This is a genomic window from Leeuwenhoekiella sp. ZYFB001 (assembly GCF_011784865.1).
Classification (GTDB): Bacteria; Bacteroidota; Bacteroidia; order Flavobacteriales; family Flavobacteriaceae; genus Leeuwenhoekiella; species Leeuwenhoekiella palythoae.
Genome location: NZ_CP050460.1, coordinates 1,108,477 through 1,131,214, shown reverse-complemented (window position 1 = coordinate 1,131,214; position 22,738 = coordinate 1,108,477). Strand labels below are relative to the sequence as shown.

Here is a 22,738-nt window from a genome sequence, read left to right as displayed (position 1 = left end):
ATATTTGCGCTTTTAACCAAAAAGCAATTATGTCTTTATCTTTAGAAGCCGTATCACCTATAGACGGTAGATATGCCAGTAAAACCGAAGCGCTCTCCGCATACTTTTCAGAAAAAGCGCTTATAAAGTACCGCATAAAAGTTGAAATAGAATATTTTATCGCGCTTTGCGAAATTCCGCTGCCACAGCTTAGCGAATTTCCTAAAGAAACGTATCCTAAACTGCGTGCGATCTATGAAGACTTCACTACCGAAGATGCGCTTAAAGTAAAAGAAATTGAAGGCGTTACCAACCATGATGTAAAGGCGGTAGAATACTTTATCAAAGAAAAATTTGATGCTTTAGGGCTTAACGAATCTAAAGAGTTTATTCATTTTGGTCTGACCTCTCAGGATATCAATAACACGGCTATACCGCTGAGTTTAAAAGACGCCACTAATCACGTTTATCTTCCGCAGCTTTTAGAAGTTGTAGATCATCTCAAACAACTTGCAGATGAGTGGGATGGTATTTCTATGCTTGCGCGTACACACGGACAGCCGGCTTCTCCTACCCGTTTAGGCAAGGAAATTCAAGTATTCATCGTACGTCTTGAGGAGCAAATAAAACTTTTAAAAGCAGTACCAAGTGCTGCAAAATTTGGTGGCGCAACCGGAAACTACAACGCGCACCACGTGGCGTATCCACAAATTGACTGGAAAGCTTTTGGACATTCTTTTGTAAACGGGACACTAAAGTTGCATCACTCCTTCCCTACTACACAAATTGAGCATTACGATCATATGGCGGCTTTGTTTGATTCGGTAAAGCGTATAAATACGATTCTGATTGACCTAAACCGCGACTTCTGGCAATATATTTCTATGGAATATTTTAAGCAGAAGATCAAAAAAGGTGAAGTAGGTTCTTCCGCGATGCCGCATAAAGTGAATCCTATTGATTTTGAAAATAGCGAAGGAAACTTAGGAATCGCCAATGCGATCTTAGAACATCTTTCGGCAAAATTGCCTATATCAAGATTACAACGAGATCTTACAGATAGTACGGTTTTAAGAAATATTGGCGTGCCTTACGGGCATACTTTGATAGGTTTACAAAGCACCTTAAAAGGCTTGAACAAATTATTGCTTAACGAAAGTAAGTTTGCTGAAGATCTTGAAGATAACTGGGCGGTGGTTGCTGAAGCGATCCAGACTATTTTACGTAGAGAAGGATACGCAAATCCATATGAGGCTCTAAAAGGACTTACACGTACCAATGAGGCGATTACCCAGAATTCTATGCATGCTTTTATAGAAACTTTAGAGGTGAGTAGCGCAATTAAAGACGAGTTAAAAGCGATTACTCCGGCTAATTATACCGGTATTTAATGCAGTATAAATTTTCGCTAAATCTAGTTCTGGTAGTACTGCTTTACGCAGGAATACTCATCGCAGGACTCACCGGAATACTTACAAAAACACCGGTGCTTATAGTTTTAGCGCTTATTTTTCTGATTTTGATCATCAACTTAATAAAAATGAGACGCAAATAAGCTGCGTCTCGTTTTTATTTAGATCAAATCATATACTTGATTGGCGATCTCTAATTCTTCATTTGTGGGGATTACCAGTACTTTCACTTTAGATGCTTCAGCCTGAATTTCGCGTAAATTTTTAGAACGCTGGCCATTTAAACTTTCATCTAGAGCAATACCTAAATAATCCATATCCTTACAGGCTTTGCTGCGTATCGTACTACTATTCTCTCCTATTCCGGCGGTGAATACTATAGCATCCAGACCGTTTAAAGCAGCCGCATACGCACCGATGTATTTTTTGATTCGATACGCGTTCATATCTAAAGCAAGCGCACAAGTACGATCTCCAGAAGCTGCTGCAGCCTCAATATCACGCAAATCGCTATGGCCTGTAAGACCTAGCATTCCACTTTTTTTGTTAAGCAAATCGCTGACTTCTTTGACAGAATAGCCTAAATGTTCTTGCATAAAAAACACCACACTTTGATCAATATCTCCGGCCCTTGTACCCATAATGAGTCCGTTTGCGGGGCCAAAACCCAACGAAGTATCAATGGCCTTACCGTCTTTAATCGCGGTCATACTACAGCCATTTCCTAAATGAATGCTAATCAGCTTAGCGTATGGATTATCAAGATATTCAAGGGCTTTATTACTCACATACTTGTGACTGGTTCCGTGAAAGCCATAAGCGCGAATGCGTGATTCTTCCATCAAATGTTGCGGAATCGCATATTGATACGCCTTCTGTGGAATGCTCTCAAAAAAGGCGGTATCAAAAACGCAGACTTGCGGCGCTCTACTAAATAACTGCTCTGCGACTTCTATTCCGGTTAAATTCGCAGGGTTGTGTAAAGGAGCCAGTGAAAACAAGCGCTTAATGTTAGCTTTAACCTCATCGTTCACTTTTATGGTTTTGGTAAACTGCTTTCCGCCATGTACCACGCGATGCCCCACCGCATCCACTTCATCAGCACTCTTGATAACTCCGATTTCTGTGCTCATTAAAAGACTTGCAACTTTTTGAAGTCCTTCAGCGTGATCTTTAATATCTACCTTTTCAGAAAAATCTGCGGTCTTGGTTTTATAGGAAATGCTTCCGTTTTCGATGCCTATGCGCTCTACCACTCCACTAGCCAAGACATGCGTTTCGGGCATTTGAATAAGCTGAAACTTGATCGAAGAGCTTCCGGAGTTGATTACGAGTATATTCATTTAAAAATCTTTATTGGAAATTAGTTAAAACCTTGCGCTTGGATAGCAGTGATGATCACGGTGTTAAACACATCTTCAATAGTGCAACCGCGACTCAAATCATTCACCGGTTTATTGAGCCCTTGCAACATTGGACCGATCGCCAAAGCGCCGGTTTCTCGCTGTACCGCTTTATACGTATTGTTACCCGTATTCAAATCAGGGAAAATCAAAACGCTTGCCTGGCCCGCAACTTCAGAATCGGGTAATTTACTTTTCCCAATAGCAGCATCAACGGCGGCGTCATATTGAATAGGCCCTTCGATTTTAAGATCAGGACGTTCTTTTTTTACAATTTCGGTAGCTTCCCGTACGCGATCAACATCTGCACCCTTCCCGGAAGTACCGGAAGAATACGAGAGCATTGCAATTTTAGGTTCTATACCAAAAGCGAGACTGCTTTCTGCGGAAGAAATAGCGATCTCAGCCAGTTCTGTAGCCGAAGGATTCGGGTTAATCGCACAATCTCCAAATACTGATACGCGATCCTCAAGACACATAAAAAACACCGAAGAAACCACCGAAACACCCGGCTTGGTTTTAATAAACTGAAGCGCCGGTCTGATCGTATGCTGCGTCGTATGCGCCGCACCACTTACCATCCCGTCGGCGTGGCCTTTATAGATCATCATCGTACCGTAGTACGAAACATCAGCCATCCAATCCCGGGCGATATCACGATTCACGTTTTTATGTTTACGCAGCTCGTAAAAAGTTTCTACGTAATCATCAAACTGTTCAGATTGTACAGGATTGATAACTGTAATTTTTTCTAAGTCTAAGACTAAACCTAGTTGAACGGCTTTTTCTTTGACTTTTTCAATTTCGCCAAGCAACGTAATCTGAACGATATCTAACTCTACCAATTGAATGGCAGCGGTTAAAATACGATCATCAGTACCTTCTGGCATCACGATATGTTTTTTAGCCGTACGCGCGCGTTTCATCAGTCCGTATTGAAACATTCTTGGCGTGATTCCTTTTGGTTTAAGATTGATCAAACGCTCTATGAGTTTATCAAAAGAAACTTCTTTAGAAAACACCGTTAGCGAGGTTTCGATCTTTGGTTTACTACTGGCGTAAATCTTAGATTTAATATTCCCGACTCTGTTGGTCACCGAAAACGTTCCGTCATTTACCGAAACGATCGGAACAATTTGCGACAGTCCTTGAATAAGTTGTAAAATAGGTTCTTCTGGCTTGAGTCCACCGGTTAAGATGATCCCTGAAATACGCGGATAATTGGTAGAAATATTTGCCTGAAGCGCACCAAGAATAATATCGGCGCGATCTCCGGGCGTAATCACCAGACTATCTTGTTTAAGATGCGTTAAGTAGTTGCGCAGTTGCATCGCTCCCACACCGAAATTTCCGGTTTGATTATCAAGAAATTCAGCACCAAATAAAACTTCACCATCTAATTCTTCAACAATCTCTTTAATAGTTGGATGCGCTAATTTTTCGGTATATGGAATCGCAAAAACTTCAACCGAATCCGGCAAAAAGTTGCTAAGGCCATTTTTAGCCACCATTAAATTTTCCTCCTGAACCTTGTTAGCAACCACCGCTAACACCGAAACATCACGCTCTAAAAAAGAAGTATAGGCAATCTGCAAACTGCCCATAAGTTCATCTTCGGTTTTATTTACGCCACTTCCAACGAGGATCACCGGCAGTCCAAGATTTTTAGCGATAAGAACATTCGTATCAAATTCAAAAACGCTTCCTTCTCCTGTAAAGTCTGAACCCTCTACCAACACAAAATCAAAACGATCTTCGAGATTTTTATATTTCGTAATAATGGTGTCAAGAATTTCACCAGACTTCCCTTTATTCCGTTTTTTGATCAGTTGGCTGCTGGTAAACGCATAGGCATCTCCATAATCAAGCTTGATATCAAAAAAAGAAAGCACAGTGCTGATGTGATTATCTTTACCCGTGCTTTTGCTATCATCAATGATAGGCCTAAAATAACCCACCTTTGCAGTTTTACCTAAAAGCGTACGCATCAAACCTAGTGAAATAATAGATTTCCCGCTATTGGGTTCGAGTGTCGCGATATAAATACCTTTATTCATGGAGAGGAGAATTGTTTGTGTAAAATTACGATTTCATAAGCAAAGAAGAACCTGATTTAAGTCATTGTTTAAACTAATTCTAAATAAAAAAAAGAGCTCCTTTAGAGCTCTTTTTACTATCTACTTTGGATTTTCACTAATTGAAAACATCCATTATACCTTCAAACTGGCCGGTGTTTAATCCTGCACTGCTTGTATCCATCGTTTCTGCGAAGCGTACCATATCTGCTACGTTCATGTCATCTCCTAAAACACGAGCTAAAACAAAACCTTTATTGTTATCCTGAGCAAAAACCACCACCTCGTCAATTGCGTCCTCGTCTCCTTTGATAAAAATACGCATACGTTGTTCGGTACTACCCAGCTTCATCAACTCATCGTAATGATCTCCTTTTAAAATTGCTTTTACCTTTCCGGTTTCCGAAGTATAAAAAGCAGTATCCTTAAGCGAATATGCCAACAAATTAATTTTCTTTACTGACGCTATCACCTTTTTTTGTTCAGGTGAAAGCGTTTCACTCTTAGGACTGATCAAACTGGTAGGCAGATCAACCATAATAAAGTCGTCGTTTTCTTTACTGTCTATGTAATATTCTTGCAAAGACTGCTGGTTATTGCAGCTCATCAACGTCGCAACAACTACAATCAGCAAACTAAATTTGAATAGTTTCATCTTAATTGACTTTTACGTTTTTCAACTCATCGCTTCCCTTAAAGTTGATGCTATTGGCAATTTTGCCGATTTCTTTAAGGTCTATATTTCCGGTGATCTTGATAAGAACGGTATCGTCATCATTAGTTTCTCCGTCAATAAACATTAAAAATTCGCTTACAAAGTCATCGCTTTTGCCTGGCTTGTAGTAAAAATTCACGTTTTTACCATCGTCCTTCACGCTCATAAGTTGCTCTAGCTTTTCGCTTGCTTTATATGAACTAAATTCTGCTTTCATCGCTTTTGCTGCATTAGCATTCTTAGTAGAAAATAACTTTATATCTTCAAGGCTATTGACCATATCGATATAATTTTTCATTTCAGGATCGTTAGAATCAAGATCCATCTTTCCTAGCAATTTGAACATCTTTTGATTCATGACCAATGAGGTCACGTCTTTCATATCTTCAAATCTGTCAAAGCTCTTTTGAGCATAAGTGCTAAGGCTTAAGCCTATTAACATTAGAGTAATTACTAATTTATTCATCGTTTTTTGATTTTGATTATTTTTTAATTTCATTGGCGGTTTCTTCAAAAGTGTCTAGCTTATCAAGCTGACCGGTGCTTTTATTCATAAAGTTACCCATCATAAACAGCGCTTGTTTTGTTTTTAAGGCTGCTACATCAGGATCTTTATAAGTACCCAAGTCGTTCTCAGAAGCTTGCTTTTGATTAAAGGTTAAAAAGAGTCCTACACATAGGATGATACTTGCGGCCACAGGCACCCAGCGCCAGGATCTTTTTGTTTCCGGCAGTACTATGGTACGATCGAAGCCCTCCTCTTTAGCTTTGGCAAAAGCCCCAAAGATGGGCACGTACTCTGCCAGATGCGGAGCCACTTTATCACTAGTAAAGTACTCCTGCAACTGTGCTTCTTGCTCTAAGGTCGTTTCCCCCTCAAAGTAAAGCTCAAGCAGTTGTTCTATTTTATTTAATTCCATAGTTGTGTTTTTTTAACAATTGTTCGCGTATTGTTTTTCGAGCTCTAGACAGCGTAACACGTACCGCTGTTTCATTTAAATCTAATTCTTTGGCAATTTCACTATTAGAATATTGTTCAACATCCCGCATATGTAAAATTAATCGTTGTTGCTCGGGTAATTCTTTCATCAATTTCAGTACCCAATTTACACTGTCATTATTTTCACTGGCTTTAACCGTATTGTAATGCTGATCTTCATAATTGCTATGCACTAGCTGCAAATTGCTACTGCTTTTTGCTTTGAGCTTGTCGTAACAATAATTTTTAGTCATCGTTACCGCAAAAGCTTCAATACTGCGCAACTTTTTTATCTTCTTACGGTTAGACCACAGTTTGATAAGAATCTCTTGAGTGGCATCTTGTGCCTCATCTTCAGAGACCAGCAAACGCTTTGCCAAGCGATACAGCCGATCCTGAATAGGAGTTACCTGTGCTAAAAACTCTTTTTGATTCATTCTTACTAGCGGTTAGTTACAAGGATGACGATCCACTATAAATTTTGTTACATTAAAAAGTATAAATACAATAATACCGCTAAATTTAGAGTTGATTAGTAAATTGCTGAAATGAAAAAAATTACCCTATCGCTTACATTGCTGACCCTACTTATACTCGCTTCTTGTAGTAAGGACCGCGATGACGAACTCGCTCCATTAGCTGAACTCGAAATAGAGAATTTTATCTATAACGGGATGCAGTTGTATTACCTCTATAAACCTGAAATACCTCAGTTAGGCAATACTTTTTTTGAAAGCACTGCTGACCTTAATACGTATTTGTCAGGCTTTGCAGGACCTGAAGATCTTTTTTACAACGGTCTGGTTGCAGATGTTGACCGTTTTAGTTTTCTAAGTGACGATTATCGTGATTTAGAAAACAGTTTTGCCGGAGTGACTAAAACTTCAGGAATAGATTACGGACTAGCTCTTGATCGCAACGATTCTAACTTTGCATTTGCTTACGTGCGTTATGTAATGCCCAACACTTCGGCATCTCAAAATGGCGTAACCCGCGGAATGTTATTTAACACCATCAATGCTGAGCGACTTACCACTACTGCAAATGGTGATGGTACCTATTCATTAAGCGCCAGATCACGCGAATTGCTTAATCTTGACAGTTATACGATTGTTTTAGCCGAATTTGACAGCAACGAAGACCTACAGCCTACGGGTGTTTCCATTGATCTTGTTCAAGAAGAATACACCGAAAATCCGGTGTTTATCGCCAAAACACTAGACATTGATGGCAGCAAAATAGGGTATTTAATGTATAATGCCTATCGCCGAAATTTTGATAGTGATCTTAATGCCGCCTTTGCACAATTTCAGGCAGATGGTGTTACTGATCTAGTTTTAGATTTGCGTTATAACGGTGGAGGTTCAGTAGAAACTGCGATTGATTTGACTTCAATGATCACGGGTCAGTTTAATGGCAAAATTATCACTCAACAGCAATGGAATCCGGAAATTCAAGCGGCGTTTGAAGCTGATGATCCTGAATCTTTAATCGATCGTTTTGACAATACCATCTCTGACGGAAGCGCGATTAACAGTCTTAACTTGTCCCGTTTATTTGTTATAGGAACCGGAAGCACCGCTTCGGCGAGTGAGTTGACGATTATAGGATTGCAACCTTATATTGACGTGCAAACCGTAGGTACCACCACCGTAGGTAAATTTCAGGCTTCGATAACGCTTTACGACTCTGAGACTTTCCGCAGAAACGATGAAACATTAAATCCGCGACATTTTTATGCAATTCAACCTTTGGTATATACATATGCTAATGCGAATGGTGTAGTAGGACCGCCTGCCGGGATCACACCGGATTTTGAGTTGCGAGAAGACATTTCAAATCTGGGTACTCTAGGAGAAGCAGATGAGCCACTATTGAGCCTGGCGCTTGATCAGATCTTAGGAAGAAGCTATGCTTCTAAGAATAAGTCTGGTACAGTATTTGAAACTTTTGGAGAGCGTAAAAACCAAACGGCGACCTATCAACGTATGTATATTGAAGCCCTGCCTAATTATGTAAAATAAATCTTATATTCCGCAATAATTTAATTTAAACCCCTTAACATGAAAAAGAACTTTCTTGTATTTCTATTAAGTGTATTGATTTTTTCTGCGTGTTCTAACGATGATGATGTAGCAGAAGTGGTTGAGGAACCTGAAACTGAAGAACCCGCACCAGAAGAACCTGAACAGGAGGAAGAAACGCTTGATCGTGCAGACTACCCCATACAGGATTTTATGTATCTGGCGATGAATCTCTATTATCTCTACAAGGCAGATATCCCAGAGCTTGCTGATGATTACTTCACTGATGTAGATACCTATGTAGAGTACCTTGCAGAGAATACAGTTCCTGAAGATTTTTACTATGACGACCTCGTTGCAGAGCAAGATCGTTTTAGTTTTATGACGGATGATTATGTAGCTCTAGAGAACAGTTTTTCCGGAGTGAGCAAAAGTAATGGACTTAAATACAGTTTAGTTCGCTTTTCAAACTCCAATGATATTTTTGGTTACGTGCGCTATGTTGCGCCCAATTCTAATGCTTCGGCTACAGCAATCAAAAGAGGAGATTTATTCTTAACAATTGATGGAACACAAATGAACCTCAGCAACTATCAAACATTACTTGCTCAAGATAGTTATACTTTAGGTTTGGCAACTATTGCTAATAATACAGTGAGCGCTACGGGAACTTCGGTTACACTTACTAAAGAAGAAGGTTTTTCAGAAAATCCTATTTTAATTGCAAAGACGTTAGACATTGATGGTCAAAAAATTGGGTATTTAATGTATAACTCTTATGTAGGCGATTATGATGACGAACTCAACGCAGCTTTTGCTGATTTTAAAGCTGATGGAATCACAGATCTTGTTTTAGATCTTCGCTACAATGGTGGTGGTTCTGTTGCAAGTGCCATTGATTTGACTTCTATGATCACCGGACAATTTGAAGGTGAAGTAATTACTAAACAACAATGGAATGCAGAGGCTCAAGCTTATTTTGAGTCTGAAAGTCCTGAAAGCTTAATCGACCGTTTTGATGGGCAAATAAGAACTGGCGAAGCGATTAACAGTTTAAACCTTACTAGACTTTATGTTATAGGAACCGGAAGTACCGCTTCTGCGAGTGAATTAACGATTATTGGTCTTCGTCCTTATATTGACGTAAAAACGATAGGAACTACAACTGTTGGTAAGTTTCAAGCATCTGTAACACTTTATGATGGAGATAACTTTACTAAACAAAACGTGAATCCAGATCATAATTATGCAATTCAACCTTTGATCTACACCTATGCTAATGCTAACGGAACCGTAGGTCCTCCAACTGGAATTGTACCTGATTTTGAGTTAGAAGAAGATTTGGCTAACCTAGGAACTTTAGGTGAAGAAAGCGAACCATTACTAAGTCTGGCTTTAGATCAAATTCTAGGTAGAAGCCACACCAGCTCTAAAAGGAAAGCTGGTCCTGCTTATGAATTAGTAGGTGAGACTGATATGAACCAGCCTACATTCCAAAGAATGTATGCTAATGAAGTGCCGCAAATCAAGAAATAAAGTTTGATGTATATAGCATAAAAAAAATCCGCTGATAACTCAGCGGATTTTTTTTCTATGCGTTTTAAACTTTAATATGTTTAGTTAAAGTAGAAACCGTTGGGACCTAGTCCAACCGTTATATTTTTTAATAAACTTCCATTCGTTGAATAGATTTCAACAAAGCTATCAGAAGAAAAATCTCCTCCGTCAGCGATATATATACGACCATCTTCCACTGCAAAACCATACATTGCACCATATTGAGATGTTGAACTGTAGGTAAGAAGTGTAGTAGTAGGCTCAGTTATGCTGTTTTGTTCCATAACATAAACAGATCGATCTATGGTGAAATAAGCTTGGTCATCTTCTAAGACTAAATTTGATGCTCCGCTCAAATCTGCAAATTCTAAAACGCTTATTTGCTCTCCATTATCTTTATTAAACACTTCATAAGAATTACTAGAAAGAGCATAAATAGAACCGTCTTCAATATCAAAAGAATTGACACCAAAAGCAGTAGAAATTGTTCTTTCAACAGTGTTAGAAGAAGGATTTATCACATTTATAGTATTTCCGTAACCAAAAGAAGAACCATTTACATAGATCAGTCCATCTTCTTCTTCAATTTGTTCGGTATAGCTATCTGTCTCAATAGTTGATTCTACAGATAATGTTTCTAAGTTGATTACCGCAATGAAATCATCATAACTAGCTGGAGGATTATCATTGTCATAAGTATAATCATTAAACGTATTATTATTGGTTACATAGGCTTTACCATTATATACAACCCCGTACTTCGGAACGGTTAAACCTTCATCTATCACATCAATTAACTCAAAAGTATAACGATCTACCACAGTAATTAGATTTGATCCATTAGAGATAATATATGCTCTATCATTATCATCAAAAAATATGGATTGAGTATATGCTCCTAAATCAGCTGCATTTGGATTTACGCTTGCAAAAATGTCTTGCTCCACGGTACTAAGATCATCACTGATATAGGTAACCGTACCTATTCCTCCCTCATTCAACACAAAAAAACCATCTGTGTAATCCCCTTCCGGAAGTGGTTCTGACGCGTCATCATCATTAGAACACGAGTTCAGTACAAATACGCCTAAAAGCGCAAAAAGTGCTAGTTTATTAATTTTCATAGTTGCTTGATTTATAGTTTTAAATTTAAATACAGACTAAAGTTTCGCCCGGGCATCCAGCGGTTTACCACACTTTGATATTCGGCATTAAACACGTTATTTACGCGTGCACCCAACTCATAATTTTTCTCTTTACCTAAAGAATACCCTAAGCTAAAATTGGCCACAGCATACGCGTCCAGATTATACCGGCTATTGTTATCACTACGTGTAAACACTTCGCCAACGTACATCGCTTGTATGCCGGTATTGAATCGCTTGAAGTCATAGTCAAGTCCGGCCGTAGCTTTATGATAAGGCACGTAGATCAATTGGTTTCCCGTTTGTGCATTTTCAGAAATCGTGTAAGCATAGGTTCCATAAATATTCAGGGAATGCGCATTTATTTTTTGTGACCAATTCGCGATAGCTTCTGCTCCGTAAATGCGTACTTCATCTTCATTACGCGGGCGCCATACGCCGTCGCTACCGGGTAACCAGCGAATCATATCCGTAACTGAATTGTAATATCCGGTAAGATTCAGATTAAAATTGGCTATGGTGAGGCTCGCTCCTAACTGACCTTGCAGCGATTTCTCAGGAAGCAACTCCGCATTCCCTGCGCCTGACCAGTACAAGTCATTATAAGTTGGAATCCTAAAATTGCGCGAACCGCTTAAATTGAGGCTGAAATGCTTTGAAAATGCTTTGCTGGCAGCCACCGAGAACAAAAACGGACTTTCGTAATTATTGGTGATTTCTTTTCTAAAACCCAATTCATAATCCAGCTCATTTTTTAGCTGATGCTTAATTAAAACTGCTGCCGAAAAAATATTGCGATAGTTATTACCTAAGCTTGACCCTTCTCCTGATGTATACGTATTGGTCAACACCGAATTTATCGAGAGCGCTTCAGAAAAAGCATAGGTAAGATCGTATTTAGCAATCGTGGTTTTTGCCTTTCCGAAGGAAAAATTATCAGAATCTAAATTTCCGAAGTATTTATAATATTCTTCTAAATAGGCCAGTCGCGCGATGGACGTGAAATTTGAAAAATCATACTCCCACTCTAGTAAATTCTTCGTGTTGAGATCATCGTATTTAGTTCGGGTTTCAGAAGCTCTGATCAGCGAAAAATGCCGCTCGCCGTCAAAAACTTCGCTAAAAAACCGCAGGCTATGTTGACGACTGAGTTTAAACCCTAAACCTACATTAAGTGCTGTGTTTTGAAAATCTCCGTTCAAATTTGTCCCGCCATCCGGATAATCGTAGTCATTGTCACTACTATTGTGTGCTAAAGCTATACTCAAGCTATAAACCTCTGTTCCTAATTTAAATTGATAGCGCGCATCGCGAGTATTAAAGCTTCCATACTGCAAAAACAAATTATGCTCCTGCTGTTTTATAAACTCCAGTTGAGTATTCAAGTGCACGCTTCCGCCAATTGCTCCCGTTCCATAAACAACGCTTCCGCCACCGCCGCGCACAGCGATCTCATCATAAGCGCCACTGTTTACGGTATTAAAATCTAATTGCCCATTAAACTGCGAATTGATGTTGATCCCATTCCAGATAACAGCCGTCTGAGATGCAGTAGTTCCTCTAAAAGATGGTGAAGACACCATTCCTAGTCCGTTTTCTTTAAAATAGATGGGAGAATTAAAATTTAACGTATTGGTCAGCAGCGGTCTGTTGAGGCGGGTAATGCCATCAGACAGTTGTAAGACTGCGCGCCCGGTAGAGTATTGCTTTAGTTTTAGATCTGTGATATACACAGAATCTAAGGCGGTAAACGTAGTGTTTTGCCCATACGTAAAACCAACGCATAGCCCTAATGCTAAGAAAAAATAGAAAACTCTTATGTTCATACTGCTCCAGACCTTTAACCCGAAAGTCTTTTGTTACTACGCGTTCTGGCAGGTCTCCTGGCTTGCGTATAAAGATTAAACCTTCCCATCACAAAAAGGACAGTGGTGTAAGTGCAATCTTTACCGTTCTAAAAAGAACTAAGCTTACAGTTGCGGGAACAGCTCAGGCTTCCATTAATTCTGAATTCAGAATTCTCTATTCAAAATTTAGTGTACCTGATTCCCTTTTAAGGCATTCTCATCAATGAAAATGGCCACCAAAAATCGTGGTGCGAAGTTAATCAAATAGCTTAGTTTGCATTCCTTTTTTTTATTAATCTTACTTTTGAATTTTTATAGAAATGACACCAGATCCTTTTAAACTTTAAATTTTGATCAAAAATCTTCTTTCAATATTCCTTTGCATTGTGTTTTTAAACGTTGTGTCTTGTAAAAAGAATACCGAAAATTCTGCTGAAACACTTCAGACTGCGTCTCAAAATACGATTGAATATGCTCAAGGGTTCACACTTAAAACCTATAATTCCTATACAATTCTAAGCGTTACCAATGCCTGGCCTGAAAGTGACAAGACTTTTAATTATTTATTATTGAAAGAAGGTCAGACAGTTCCAGACAGCATTCAAGTCGATGCTGTGATTCACGTACCTATTCAATCTATCGTGGTAACGTCAACTACGCATATTCCGGCTTTAGAACTTTTAGGCGTTGAACAATCTCTGGTAGGATTTCCTAATCTCGATTACATTTCTTCAGAAAAAACCCGCGCTTTAATTGATTCTGGAGCAATCACCGAATTAGGCCAAAACGAATCTATAAACACCGAAAAAGCCATTGATCTTGATCCTGATGTGGTGGTAAGTTTTGGCGTTGAAGGCGAAAACAAAACTTTAAGTTCTTTGCAAAGAGCCAGAATCCCTGTGCTTTACAATGGAGATTGGACGGAGCACCAACCGCTAGGCCAGGCAGAATGGATCAAATTTTTTGCTGCGCTTTATGACAAAGAAAGAGAAGCAGACTCTATTTTTAAGCATATAGAAACGCGCTATACTGATCTTAAAGAAAAAGCATTAGCTGCTAAAGATAAACCCACTGTGTTAAGCGGAGCTATGTTTAAAGATGTCTGGTATTTACCCAAAGGCGACAGCTGGGCGGCCCAACTGGTTGCCGATGCTAACGCTGCATATTTATATGCAGATACCGAGGGAACCGGAAGCGAAGCACTAAGTGTTGAATCGGTTTTAGATAAGAGTCAGACCGCAGCATTCTGGATCGCTCCCAATGCTTTTGCGAGTTATGAGGCGCTTGCAGAAGCTAATGATGTGTATACCCAGTTTGATTCCTACAAGAACAAAAGCATTTACAGTTTTGCGAAAGCTAAAGGTGCTACCGGCGGAATGCTGTATTATGAGCTCGCTCCTTCCCGCCCTGATTGGGTTTTAGAAGATTTAATCGGAATTTTTCATCCGGAGTTGAAACAGGCTGGTAAACCTCATTTTTTCTTTCCACTTGACTAATAAAAAAAAGCATAGCACCCGTTTTATTTTGCTAACCGCAATGGTGCTGTTGCTGTTTTTAGCAAATATAGCCTTAGGTTCTGTAAAGATTCCTATAGAGGCGATTTTTGATATATTTTTTGATCCAGCGAACGTAAAAGAAGCCTGGAAATACATCATTCTTGATTACCGCATACCTAAAGCCTTAGCTGCAGTGATGACCGGTAGCGGACTAGCCGTTGCGGGTTTGATGATGCAAACGCTTTTTAAGAATCCACTTGCCGGCCCGTTTGTGTTGGGGATCAGTAGCGGCGCAAGCCTTGGTGTTGCATTTTTTATTTTAGGTGGAAGTGCTCTGGGGCTGACGGCCATTCTTGCTCCAAACGGCTGGGGAACCATCCTCGCGGCGAGTTTAGGCAGTTTTGCCGTACTGAGTATCGTGATTCTCGTGGCTGCCCGAGTGCGCGATGCGATGGCGCTACTCATCATCGGGCTGATGTTTGGCAGCCTTACATCGGCAGTGGTAAGTATTCTCGCTTATTTTAGTCCGGCTGAAGATTTACAGCGTTATATGTTTTGGTCCTTTGGTAGCTTAGGAGATATTTCGTGGCCCGCTTTGGGCATTCTTTCGGTTTGCTATGTTATTGGCATTTTACTCGCGCTGAGCATTACGAAAAGCCTGAATAGTTTATTGTTAGGAGACCATTATGCGCAGACTTTGGGAGTTTCCCTAAAAAAAAGCCGGTTCATCATTTTAATCGCTACAAGTATTTTAGCCGGAAGCTTAACCGCATTTGTAGGACCAATCGCGTTTGTGGGTCTTGCTGTTCCGCATTTGATTCGGCAATGGTTTACCGCTTCCAATCATTGGGTTTTAATGCCTGCCTGTATTTTGGGAGGTGCTGTGCTGATGCTTTTTTGCGACATTATCGCTCAGATGCCGTGGTTTGAATTTACACTGCCTATCAATGCGATCACATCGCTTATAGGTGCTCCCATTGTAATCTGGCTACTCGTTCGGAAGAAAAAACTATTATTCTAATCCTATGAAACAAGCTAAATCAGTTTTACTCAAATGCGAAGCGCTTTCAGTGGGTTATACCTCTTCCTCATTAGAAAAACCAATAGTCGAAGACGCCAATCTTCAATTAAAACCCGGTATGTTCACCACTTTGGTTGGTATCAATGGTTCCGGAAAGTCTACTTTGATGCGTAGTCTTGCTGGTTTACAAAAACCACTCTATGGTTCTATTATATTGAATGATGTCCCGCTTAACAAACTTTCAACCGATGCGCGTTCAAAGTTCATCAGCGTTGTGCTCACCGGACAGCAGATCTCAAAAAACCTGAGCGTTCTAGAATTAGTTGCGCTGGGAAGGCAGCCTTATACCAATTGGCTAGGGAAACTTTCAGCACACGATAAAACACATATAGATCAGGCTATTGCGTCCACACAGCTTGAAGCACTTCAGCACACTCCTTGTTATGCTTTGAGCGATGGGCAATTTCAACGCGCTTTGATTGCAAGAGCTTTAGCTCAAGATACTCCCATCATTATGCTTGACGAACCTACAACACATCTAGATTTACACCATAAAGCCTCTATATTTACGTTGCTGAGTGAGATCGCGCATAAGCACCATAAAACGGTATTGTGCACTACGCACGATATAGAATTGGTTCTTTCGCTTTGCGATGAAATGATCGTAATTCAAAATGAAAAAGCACAGCAAAACACTCCCCAACTGCTCATTGCTGATGGCGTTTTTAACCAACTATTCCCAAGCAATAGCATTGGCTTTGATCAGAATTCCCGACATTTTTTTATAAAGTAAAAAATCTTTTTTGGCTCACAAAAAATCAATTTGAACATTACTTTATAGTTTATTTCAAGCTTCAAGGATTATGTGCTTTGGCATCACTTAATACCTGTTCAAATAGTATATTTGGATATTAAGAGCAAATGGAAGTCTAACTTCTAGATGCTGATTTTCTAGCTTAATTTCCTCTATATCAATTCAAATATGACTGAAAGTTTTCTCTTTCTTATAATAACTTTCGTGGCACTTCTTGGCGGAACGGTGCTAGGCTATTTTATTGCTTCCTTAAAACAAAAAACAAACACCGCTATTCTTCAAGAGCGCATCAATTTATTGCAAGATCAGCGCAATACCTTTGATCAAGCTAAAACCGACTTACTCAAAAAACAGGATCAACTTCAGGAGGATAAAGAGTTTTTTCAGAACGAATTAACTGCTCGCAATGTAGCTTTTGAAAGTTTACAACATCAGTTTAAAGAGAAGACGAGCGAACTTGAGCAGCTGCAAGAAAAATTCACTAAAGATTTTGAGATCATTGCAAACAAAATACTTGATGAAAAATCTTCAAAGTTCACCCTTCAGAATAAAGAAAACCTTGATACGCTTTTAAAACCTCTTCAAGAACGCATTTCAAGTTTTGAGAAAAAAGTTGAAGAAACCAACAAAGAAAGTCTAGTAAGACACAGTGAATTACGCCAACAAATTAAAGGCTTGGCAGAACTTAATCTGCAAATGAGCAAAGATGCAGACAACCTGACCAAAGCTTTAAAAGGTGATGCAAAAATGCAAGGAAATTGGGGCGAATTGATTCTAACCCGCATTCTTGAAAAATCGGGTCTTGCAAAAAACAGAGAATATACCGTACAGGACAGTCATCTTGATGAACAAGGAAAACGCTTGCAAACCGATGTATTGATTCATCTTCCCGATGGCAAAAAAATGATAATAGACAGTAAAGTGTCTTTAACGGCCTTTGAGCGCTACGTTTCAGAAACTGAAGAAACTCAGAAAGCAGTTTACCTCAAACAGCACATCGCATCTGTAAAACAGCACATAGCTACGTTAAGCGCTAAAAATTATCAACTGCTGCTTGAAGAAAGTCCGGATACGGTTTTTATGTTTATCCCAATTGAGCCTGCATTTGCACTGGCTTCGGCGCATCACCCGCAATTGTATGAAGATGCTTTTAATAAAAATGTAATTATTGTGACGCCTTCTACCCTACTGGCTGCATTACGCCTAGTTGAAAATTTATGGCAAAACGACCGGCAGAAAAAAAATGCAATTGAGATCGCTACCCACGCGGGACGGCTTTATGATTCATTCACCCTGCTTACCGAAGAATTGACTAAAATAGGACTGCAACTAGATACGGTACGCAACACTTACGACCGAAGCATGGTAAAACTTACCGGTAAGGGGAATCTGATCAACCGTGTTGAGAAATTAAAGAAGTTAGGAGCTATCACAAGTAAGCAACTCGATCAAAAATTATTAAAGTCTGCTGAAGAAGACGATGCTACTGCAAAAGCTAATGACTAAATTTGAAGGCTAGCAAAAGATTATGAAAAAATTACTTGGTTTTGTTTTAGGTGGAATTGTGCTACTCGCAATACTCTATTATTCCTTTATTTATTTTGTACCCTATAGTGAAGGTACGCGTGCAGGCGAACTCATAAAATTCAGTAGAAAGGGTGTACTTTCAAAAACCTGGGAAGGCCAGATCAGTCAAGGGATCAGCGGTGCACAGATCTTTGATTTTTCAGTGATGGATGGTGAAGAAGAAATGATTCAGAAACTGAAAGACTATCAAGGGAATTATGTGAAGCTTACTTATGTAGAGCGTTATGCGACCTTTATTTTTTGGGGAGATACCAAGTACTTTGTTACCGATGTAACCAAAGAAAATTCACCGCATTTTAACCGAAACTAAAAACCCATAAAACTCATCGCATTGGATCAATTTAAAACTATTGAAGCGTCGCAGGTTACGATTAGCGAACTCATGTTGCCTTCGCATACTAATTTCAGCGGAAAGATACACGGAGGCTATATTTTATCGCTAATGGATCAAATTGCGTTTGCGTGCGCCTCTAAGCATTCTGGTAATTATTGTGTGACTGCGTCTGTAGATACTGTTGATTTTTTAAGACCTATTGAAGTTGGCGAACTCGTTGTGATGAAGGCATCAGTAAATTTTGTGGGACGCACCTCGATGGTGGTTGGCATACGTGTAGAAGCCGAAGATATTCACAGCGGAACCATTAAACATTGCAATTCGAGTTATTTTACAATGGTCGCCAAAGATGACTCCGGAAAAAGTGTACCTGTACCCGGGCTGATTTTAAAAACAGAAAAACAAGTAAGACGCTTTCTGAAAAGTCTAAACAGGCAGGAAATGAAAAAAAATCATCGCAATGAAACTTCTAAAAAAACCGAGTTGCGTATCGAAGATTTAGAAATTCTGCGTAATTCACATAAAGTGCAGCTAGAATATTAAACGCAAAATTTCTCAGAGCCAGCCTGTGAAACATTAATTGGAAACAAATTTTCTAATTAGATTAGAGGCATCCTGATCGCTATCTAGACAGCATATTTAAACCCTTGGGAGCATCAATAAAAAAAGGAGCCATTAAGGCTCCTCTTTTCATCTAAATATAAATTCTTAATCTTTTATCAGTTTCTGTGTAAAAGAGCGTTCCCCGTTATCTATTTGAACCAGATAAACGCCGCGCTTAAGTCGGCTTACATCCATTCCTCCTTGAATCATCCCGGAGTTTATAGCGTCTCGCTTTACCATCTTGCCAAGTACATCGTAAAATGTAATTTCGACCGAATTTGACAAGTCAGGATTTTTAAAATAGATCCTATCCTTTACAGGATTTGGATAAATTTTAAAGCCATCTTTTGTCTGACTTAAGATCGAAGCATTATCAGTAACGCGAATGGTTCCTTTCAACTCCTTATTTATTCCACTCTGAAACGTGTAGATTCCTTTATCTGAAAAAATATATTCATAAACCGAACCTTTGCCCAACAATTCACGCGTTCCAAAATCTGAAGAAGCCTTAAGAGATGTGTTCAATAAATTTTGAGGAATAGGCTCATCAAAAATCCATTTTACTTTATCTCCAACTTCAACCTCTAGTGTAGATTGCAACGCCTGAGAACCAGAAGCCCACTGAATTACGTGAGTTTCTTGAGCACAAATTGTGGTCCCAATTATGAATATAAAAATGTAAAACCAAGTAAATTTCATGCCATATCACTGTGTTTGAGGTCATTGTAAAAATATAACAACTCTCACATTAAAATGCTAAAAATATGTGATAATTATACTATTCTTTACTTAAAGACGTTCAACGCAGTTTAATGTTGCAAAAATTATTTACTTAAATACATTTTTCTTCTAGCATATAGATCATAGAACTCATCGTCCTTCAAACTATCTATAAATAAGATACTTTCACCGGTACTCTTCATTTCTGGACCTAAAGCTTTATTCACATTAGGGAATTTATTGAAAGAGAAAACAGGCTGCTTGATCGCGTATCCATTTAATTTTGGTTTGAAATCAAAGTCAGTAACCTTTTTCTCGCCCAGCATTACTTTAGTCGCATAATTTACATAAGGTTCGCCATATGCTTTTGCAATAAACGGAACAGTACGAGATGCTCTTGGGTTAGCTTCAATGATATATACTTTATCATCTTTAATTGCAAACTGAATATTTATAAGACCAACGGTATTCAGTGCTAAAGCGATTTTGTGCGTGTGATCTTTGATCTGCTGAATCACTAAGTCTCCGAGGTTAAAAGGAGGCAACGTAGCATTTGAATCTCCAGAGTGAATTCCACAAGGTTCAATATGCTCCATAATTCCTATGATATACACATTTTCACCATCGCAGATCGCATCTGCTTCAGCCTCAATTGCACCATCAAGATAGTGGTCAAGAAGTAGCTTGTTATTTGGTATTTTGCGTAGAAGATCTACTACAGTTTCTTCTAGTTCGTCCTTATTGATCACGATCTTCATACCTTGTCCACCCAATACGTACGAAGGGCGCACCAAAATTGGGAAGTCTAATCTATCAGCTACAGCAAGTGCTTCTTCAGCAGTCTCAGCAGTATCAAACTCTGGATAAGGAATGTTGTTCTCTTTTAACAATCTAGAGAAGCTTCCACGATCTTCAGCCAAGTCTAAAGCTTGATAGCTCGTTCCGATGATCTTAATTCCATAGCGATCTAATTTTTCAGCAAGTTTAAGAGCAGTCTGCCCACCCAACTGAACGATTACACCTTCTGGCTTTTCGTGACGAATAATGTCATAAATATGCTCCCAGAACACCGGCTCAAAGTAAAGCTTATCTGCAGTATCAAAATCAGTTGAAACCGTTTCCGGGTTACAGTTGATCATAATGGTCTCGTAACCACATTCAGCGGCAGCTAAAACCCCGTGAACACAGCAGTAATCAAATTCGATCCCTTGACCTATACGGTTAGGCCCAGAACCTAAAACGACTACCTTCTTCTTATCTGAAACCTTACTTTCATTCTGAGAAAAACGCTCTCCTGAAGCAAGCTCCATATCACTTTCAAAAGTTGAGTAGAAATAAGGCGTTTGCGCCACAAATTCTGCTGCACAAGTGTCTACCAACTTGTAAACTCTATTGATCTTGAGTTCGTCTCTCTTGTTATAAACATCGCTCTCTAGACAATCTAGCATATGTGCGATTTGACGATCTGCAAAACCTTTTTGTTTTGCCTCAAGTAATAAATCTCTAGAAAGCGTATCTATTTTATATTTTGAAATCTCTTTTTCAAGCGCATCTAGTTCTTCAAATTGCTTCAAGAACCACATATCAATTTTGGTGATCTCGTGGATACGGCTTAGAGGGATACCCATTTGTATCGCGTCATAAATGGTAAATACACGATCCCAACTTGCATTAGTAAGCTTTTCAATGATCTTATCGTAGTTGGTATAACCCTTACCATCTGCTCCAAGACCGTTACGTTTAATTTCAAGAGATTGTGTTGCCTTGTGAAGCGCTTCCTGAAAAGAACGACCAATACCCATTACTTCTCCCACAGACTTCATCTGAAGACCTAAAGTGCGGTCGCTACCTTCAAACTTGTCAAAATTCCATCGTGGGATTTTAACGATCACATAATCTAATGTAGGCTCAAATAAAGCCGAAGTAGATTTGGTAATTTGATTATCTAACTCGTCTAAAGTATAGCCAATAGCCAGTTTAGAAGCGATTTTTGCAATAGGATAACCGGTTGCTTTAGACGCCAAAGCAGAAGAACGTGATACCCGTGGATTGATCTCAATCGCAATAATATCTTCTTTCTCATCAGGACTTACCGCAAACTGCACATTACATCCACCTGCAAAATCTCCAATAGATCGCATCATATGGATCGCCATATCACGCATTCTTTGGAAGGTACTATCACTTAGTGTCATAGCCGGAGCCACAGTAATTGAGTCACCGGTGTGAATACCCATTGGGTCCATATTTTCAATGGTACAAATGATAACTACATTATCATTTTTATCACGTAAAAGCTCTAACTCATACTCTTTCCAACCCATTAATGCTTTATCGATCATCACCTCGTGTATAGGCGAGATCTCCAGACCGTGACTAAGTTGTCTGTCAAAATCTTCAGGCTTATATACGATTGAAGCTCCTGCCCCTCCTAAAGTGTATGACGCTCTAATTACTAACGGAAAACCAAATTCTTGCGCGATCTCTTTTCCTTTAAGAAATGATGTTGCTGTAGCCTGAGGCGCCATACCAACACCTATTTTAAGCATCAACTCACGAAATTTCTCGCGGTCTTCTGTGATATTGATCGCATCAATGTCAACACCAATGATCTTTACATCAAAATCTTCCCAAATTCCTTTTTCGTCTGCTTCAATACAAAGGTTCAAAGCGGTTTGACCTCCCATTGTAGGAAGTACTGCGTCAATTTGAGGATGTTCTTTTAAGATCTTAACCAGAGATTTTGTAGTCAGGGGCAATAAGTAAACGTGATCTGCCATAACAGGATCAGTCATTATCGTTGCCGGGTTAGAGTTTATAAGAATCGTTTCGATCCCATCTTCACGCAAGGAGCGCAAAGCTTGAGAGCCCGAATAATCAAATTCACACGCCTGGCCTATTACAATAGGTCCAGAACCAATAATTAAAATAGATTTAAGGTTTTCGTTTTTTGGCATTATAGTCTCAGATTAGAAGTATTATGTAAAAATACGGTTGGGGTATTTATAAAAAAAGGTGTTACTAATA

General features: G+C 39.2%; 19 protein-coding genes and 1 riboswitch. Of the genes, 9 read left to right on the top strand and 10 right to left on the bottom strand.

The genetic code is table 11. The features are described 5' to 3' along the window. Positions 1–29 precede the first annotated feature (29 nt). A complete protein-coding gene (purB, locus tag HCN54_RS04990) occupies positions 30–1,370 on the top strand; it encodes an adenylosuccinate lyase (protein ID WP_167596796.1) in 1,341 nt (446 codons plus the stop codon). A gap of 182 nt (positions 1,371–1,552) precedes the next feature. Here the strand turns inward: purB and HCN54_RS04985 are convergent, their stop codons facing one another. From HCN54_RS04985 to HCN54_RS04960, 6 genes are all read right to left on the bottom strand, one after another. After that, on the bottom strand, positions 1,553–2,734 hold the full coding sequence (locus HCN54_RS04985) for an acetate/propionate family kinase (RefSeq protein ID WP_167596795.1): 1,182 nt from the start codon (positions 2,732–2,734) through the stop codon (positions 1,553–1,555). A gap of 20 nt (positions 2,735–2,754) precedes the next feature. Next, positions 2,755–4,851 carry a phosphate acetyltransferase gene (gene pta, locus HCN54_RS04980; protein WP_167596794.1) on the bottom strand — a complete coding sequence of 699 codons (2,097 nt, stop codon included), beginning with the start codon at positions 4,849–4,851 and terminating at the stop codon, positions 2,755–2,757. A gap of 136 nt (positions 4,852–4,987) precedes the next feature. Further along, positions 4,988–5,524 carry a DUF4252 domain-containing protein gene (locus HCN54_RS04975; RefSeq protein WP_167596793.1) on the bottom strand — a complete coding sequence of 179 codons (537 nt, stop codon included), beginning with the start codon at positions 5,522–5,524 and terminating at the stop codon, positions 4,988–4,990. A 1-nt stretch (position 5,525) separates the two neighbouring features. Beyond that, positions 5,526–6,050 carry a DUF4252 domain-containing protein gene (locus HCN54_RS04970; protein ID WP_240924949.1) on the bottom strand — a complete coding sequence of 175 codons (525 nt, stop codon included), beginning with the start codon at positions 6,048–6,050 and terminating at the stop codon, positions 5,526–5,528. A gap of 16 nt (positions 6,051–6,066) precedes the next feature. After that, the gene (locus tag HCN54_RS04965) at positions 6,067–6,504 is read right to left on the bottom strand and encodes a hypothetical protein (protein ID WP_167596791.1); all 438 of its coding nucleotides are present in this window, start codon (positions 6,502–6,504) and stop codon (positions 6,067–6,069) included. After that, positions 6,491–7,000 (bottom strand): RNA polymerase sigma factor, encoded by a 510-nt coding sequence (locus HCN54_RS04960; RefSeq protein ID WP_167596790.1) that lies wholly within the window; start codon positions 6,998–7,000, stop codon positions 6,491–6,493. The genes HCN54_RS04965 and HCN54_RS04960 overlap by 14 nt, the downstream gene beginning before the upstream one ends. Before the next feature lie 111 nt (positions 7,001–7,111). Between HCN54_RS04960 and HCN54_RS04955 the strand changes: the two genes are divergently transcribed. Together HCN54_RS04955 and HCN54_RS04950 are read left to right on the top strand one after the other, a co-directional pair. Next, positions 7,112–8,587 carry a S41 family peptidase gene (locus HCN54_RS04955; protein ID WP_167596789.1) on the top strand — a complete coding sequence of 492 codons (1,476 nt, stop codon included), beginning with the start codon at positions 7,112–7,114 and terminating at the stop codon, positions 8,585–8,587. 39 nt (positions 8,588–8,626) lie between these two features. Next, entirely contained in the window at positions 8,627–10,123 is a 1,497-nt protein-coding gene (locus HCN54_RS04950) for a S41 family peptidase (RefSeq protein WP_167596788.1), read from the top strand. 80 nt (positions 10,124–10,203) lie between these two features. Here HCN54_RS04950 and HCN54_RS04945 read toward each other — a convergent pair whose 3' ends face one another. Continuing rightward, positions 10,204–11,268 (bottom strand): YncE family protein, encoded by a 1,065-nt coding sequence (locus HCN54_RS04945; protein ID WP_240924948.1) that lies wholly within the window; start codon positions 11,266–11,268, stop codon positions 10,204–10,206. Between the two features lie 11 nt (positions 11,269–11,279). Continuing rightward, on the bottom strand, positions 11,280–13,115 hold the full coding sequence (locus HCN54_RS04940) for a TonB-dependent receptor plug domain-containing protein (RefSeq protein ID WP_167596787.1): 1,836 nt from the start codon (positions 13,113–13,115) through the stop codon (positions 11,280–11,282). Positions 13,116–13,144: 29 nt separating this feature from the next. After that, positions 13,145–13,392: riboswitch (cobalamin riboswitch) on the bottom strand. Between the two features lie 145 nt (positions 13,393–13,537). Between HCN54_RS04940 and HCN54_RS04935 the strand changes: the two genes are divergently transcribed. From HCN54_RS04935 to HCN54_RS04910, 6 genes are all read left to right on the top strand, one after another. Then, positions 13,538–14,632, top strand: coding sequence for an ABC transporter substrate-binding protein (locus HCN54_RS04935; RefSeq protein WP_240924947.1), 1,095 nt, complete (start codon positions 13,538–13,540; stop codon positions 14,630–14,632). Beyond that, a complete protein-coding gene (locus HCN54_RS04930) occupies positions 14,625–15,653 on the top strand; it encodes a FecCD family ABC transporter permease (protein ID WP_167596786.1) in 1,029 nt (342 codons plus the stop codon). The genes HCN54_RS04935 and HCN54_RS04930 overlap by 8 nt, the downstream gene beginning before the upstream one ends. Before the next feature lie 4 nt (positions 15,654–15,657). Further along, positions 15,658–16,446 (top strand): ABC transporter ATP-binding protein, encoded by a 789-nt coding sequence (locus HCN54_RS04925; protein WP_167596785.1) that lies wholly within the window; start codon positions 15,658–15,660, stop codon positions 16,444–16,446. A 189-nt stretch (positions 16,447–16,635) separates the two neighbouring features. After that, positions 16,636–17,973, top strand: coding sequence for a DNA recombination protein RmuC (locus HCN54_RS04920; protein WP_167596784.1), 1,338 nt, complete (start codon positions 16,636–16,638; stop codon positions 17,971–17,973). A gap of 22 nt (positions 17,974–17,995) precedes the next feature. After that, entirely contained in the window at positions 17,996–18,364 is a 369-nt protein-coding gene (locus HCN54_RS04915) for a 6-phosphogluconate dehydrogenase (protein ID WP_167596783.1), read from the top strand. A gap of 72 nt (positions 18,365–18,436) precedes the next feature. Then, positions 18,437–18,931, top strand: coding sequence for an acyl-CoA thioesterase (locus tag HCN54_RS04910; protein ID WP_072982881.1), 495 nt, complete (start codon positions 18,437–18,439; stop codon positions 18,929–18,931). 165 nt (positions 18,932–19,096) lie between these two features. On the opposite strand, the gene HCN54_RS04905 is transcribed toward HCN54_RS04910, so the two are convergent. Together HCN54_RS04905 and carB are read right to left on the bottom strand one after the other, a co-directional pair. Then, positions 19,097–19,690, bottom strand: a complete 594-nt coding sequence (locus HCN54_RS04905) for a T9SS type A sorting domain-containing protein (protein WP_167596782.1) — start codon at positions 19,688–19,690, stop codon at positions 19,097–19,099. A 125-nt stretch (positions 19,691–19,815) separates the two neighbouring features. Continuing rightward, positions 19,816–22,668, bottom strand: a complete 2,853-nt coding sequence (carB, locus tag HCN54_RS04900; RefSeq protein ID WP_167596781.1) for a carbamoyl-phosphate synthase large subunit — start codon at positions 22,666–22,668, stop codon at positions 19,816–19,818. Between the last annotated feature and the right edge of the window lie 70 nt (positions 22,669–22,738).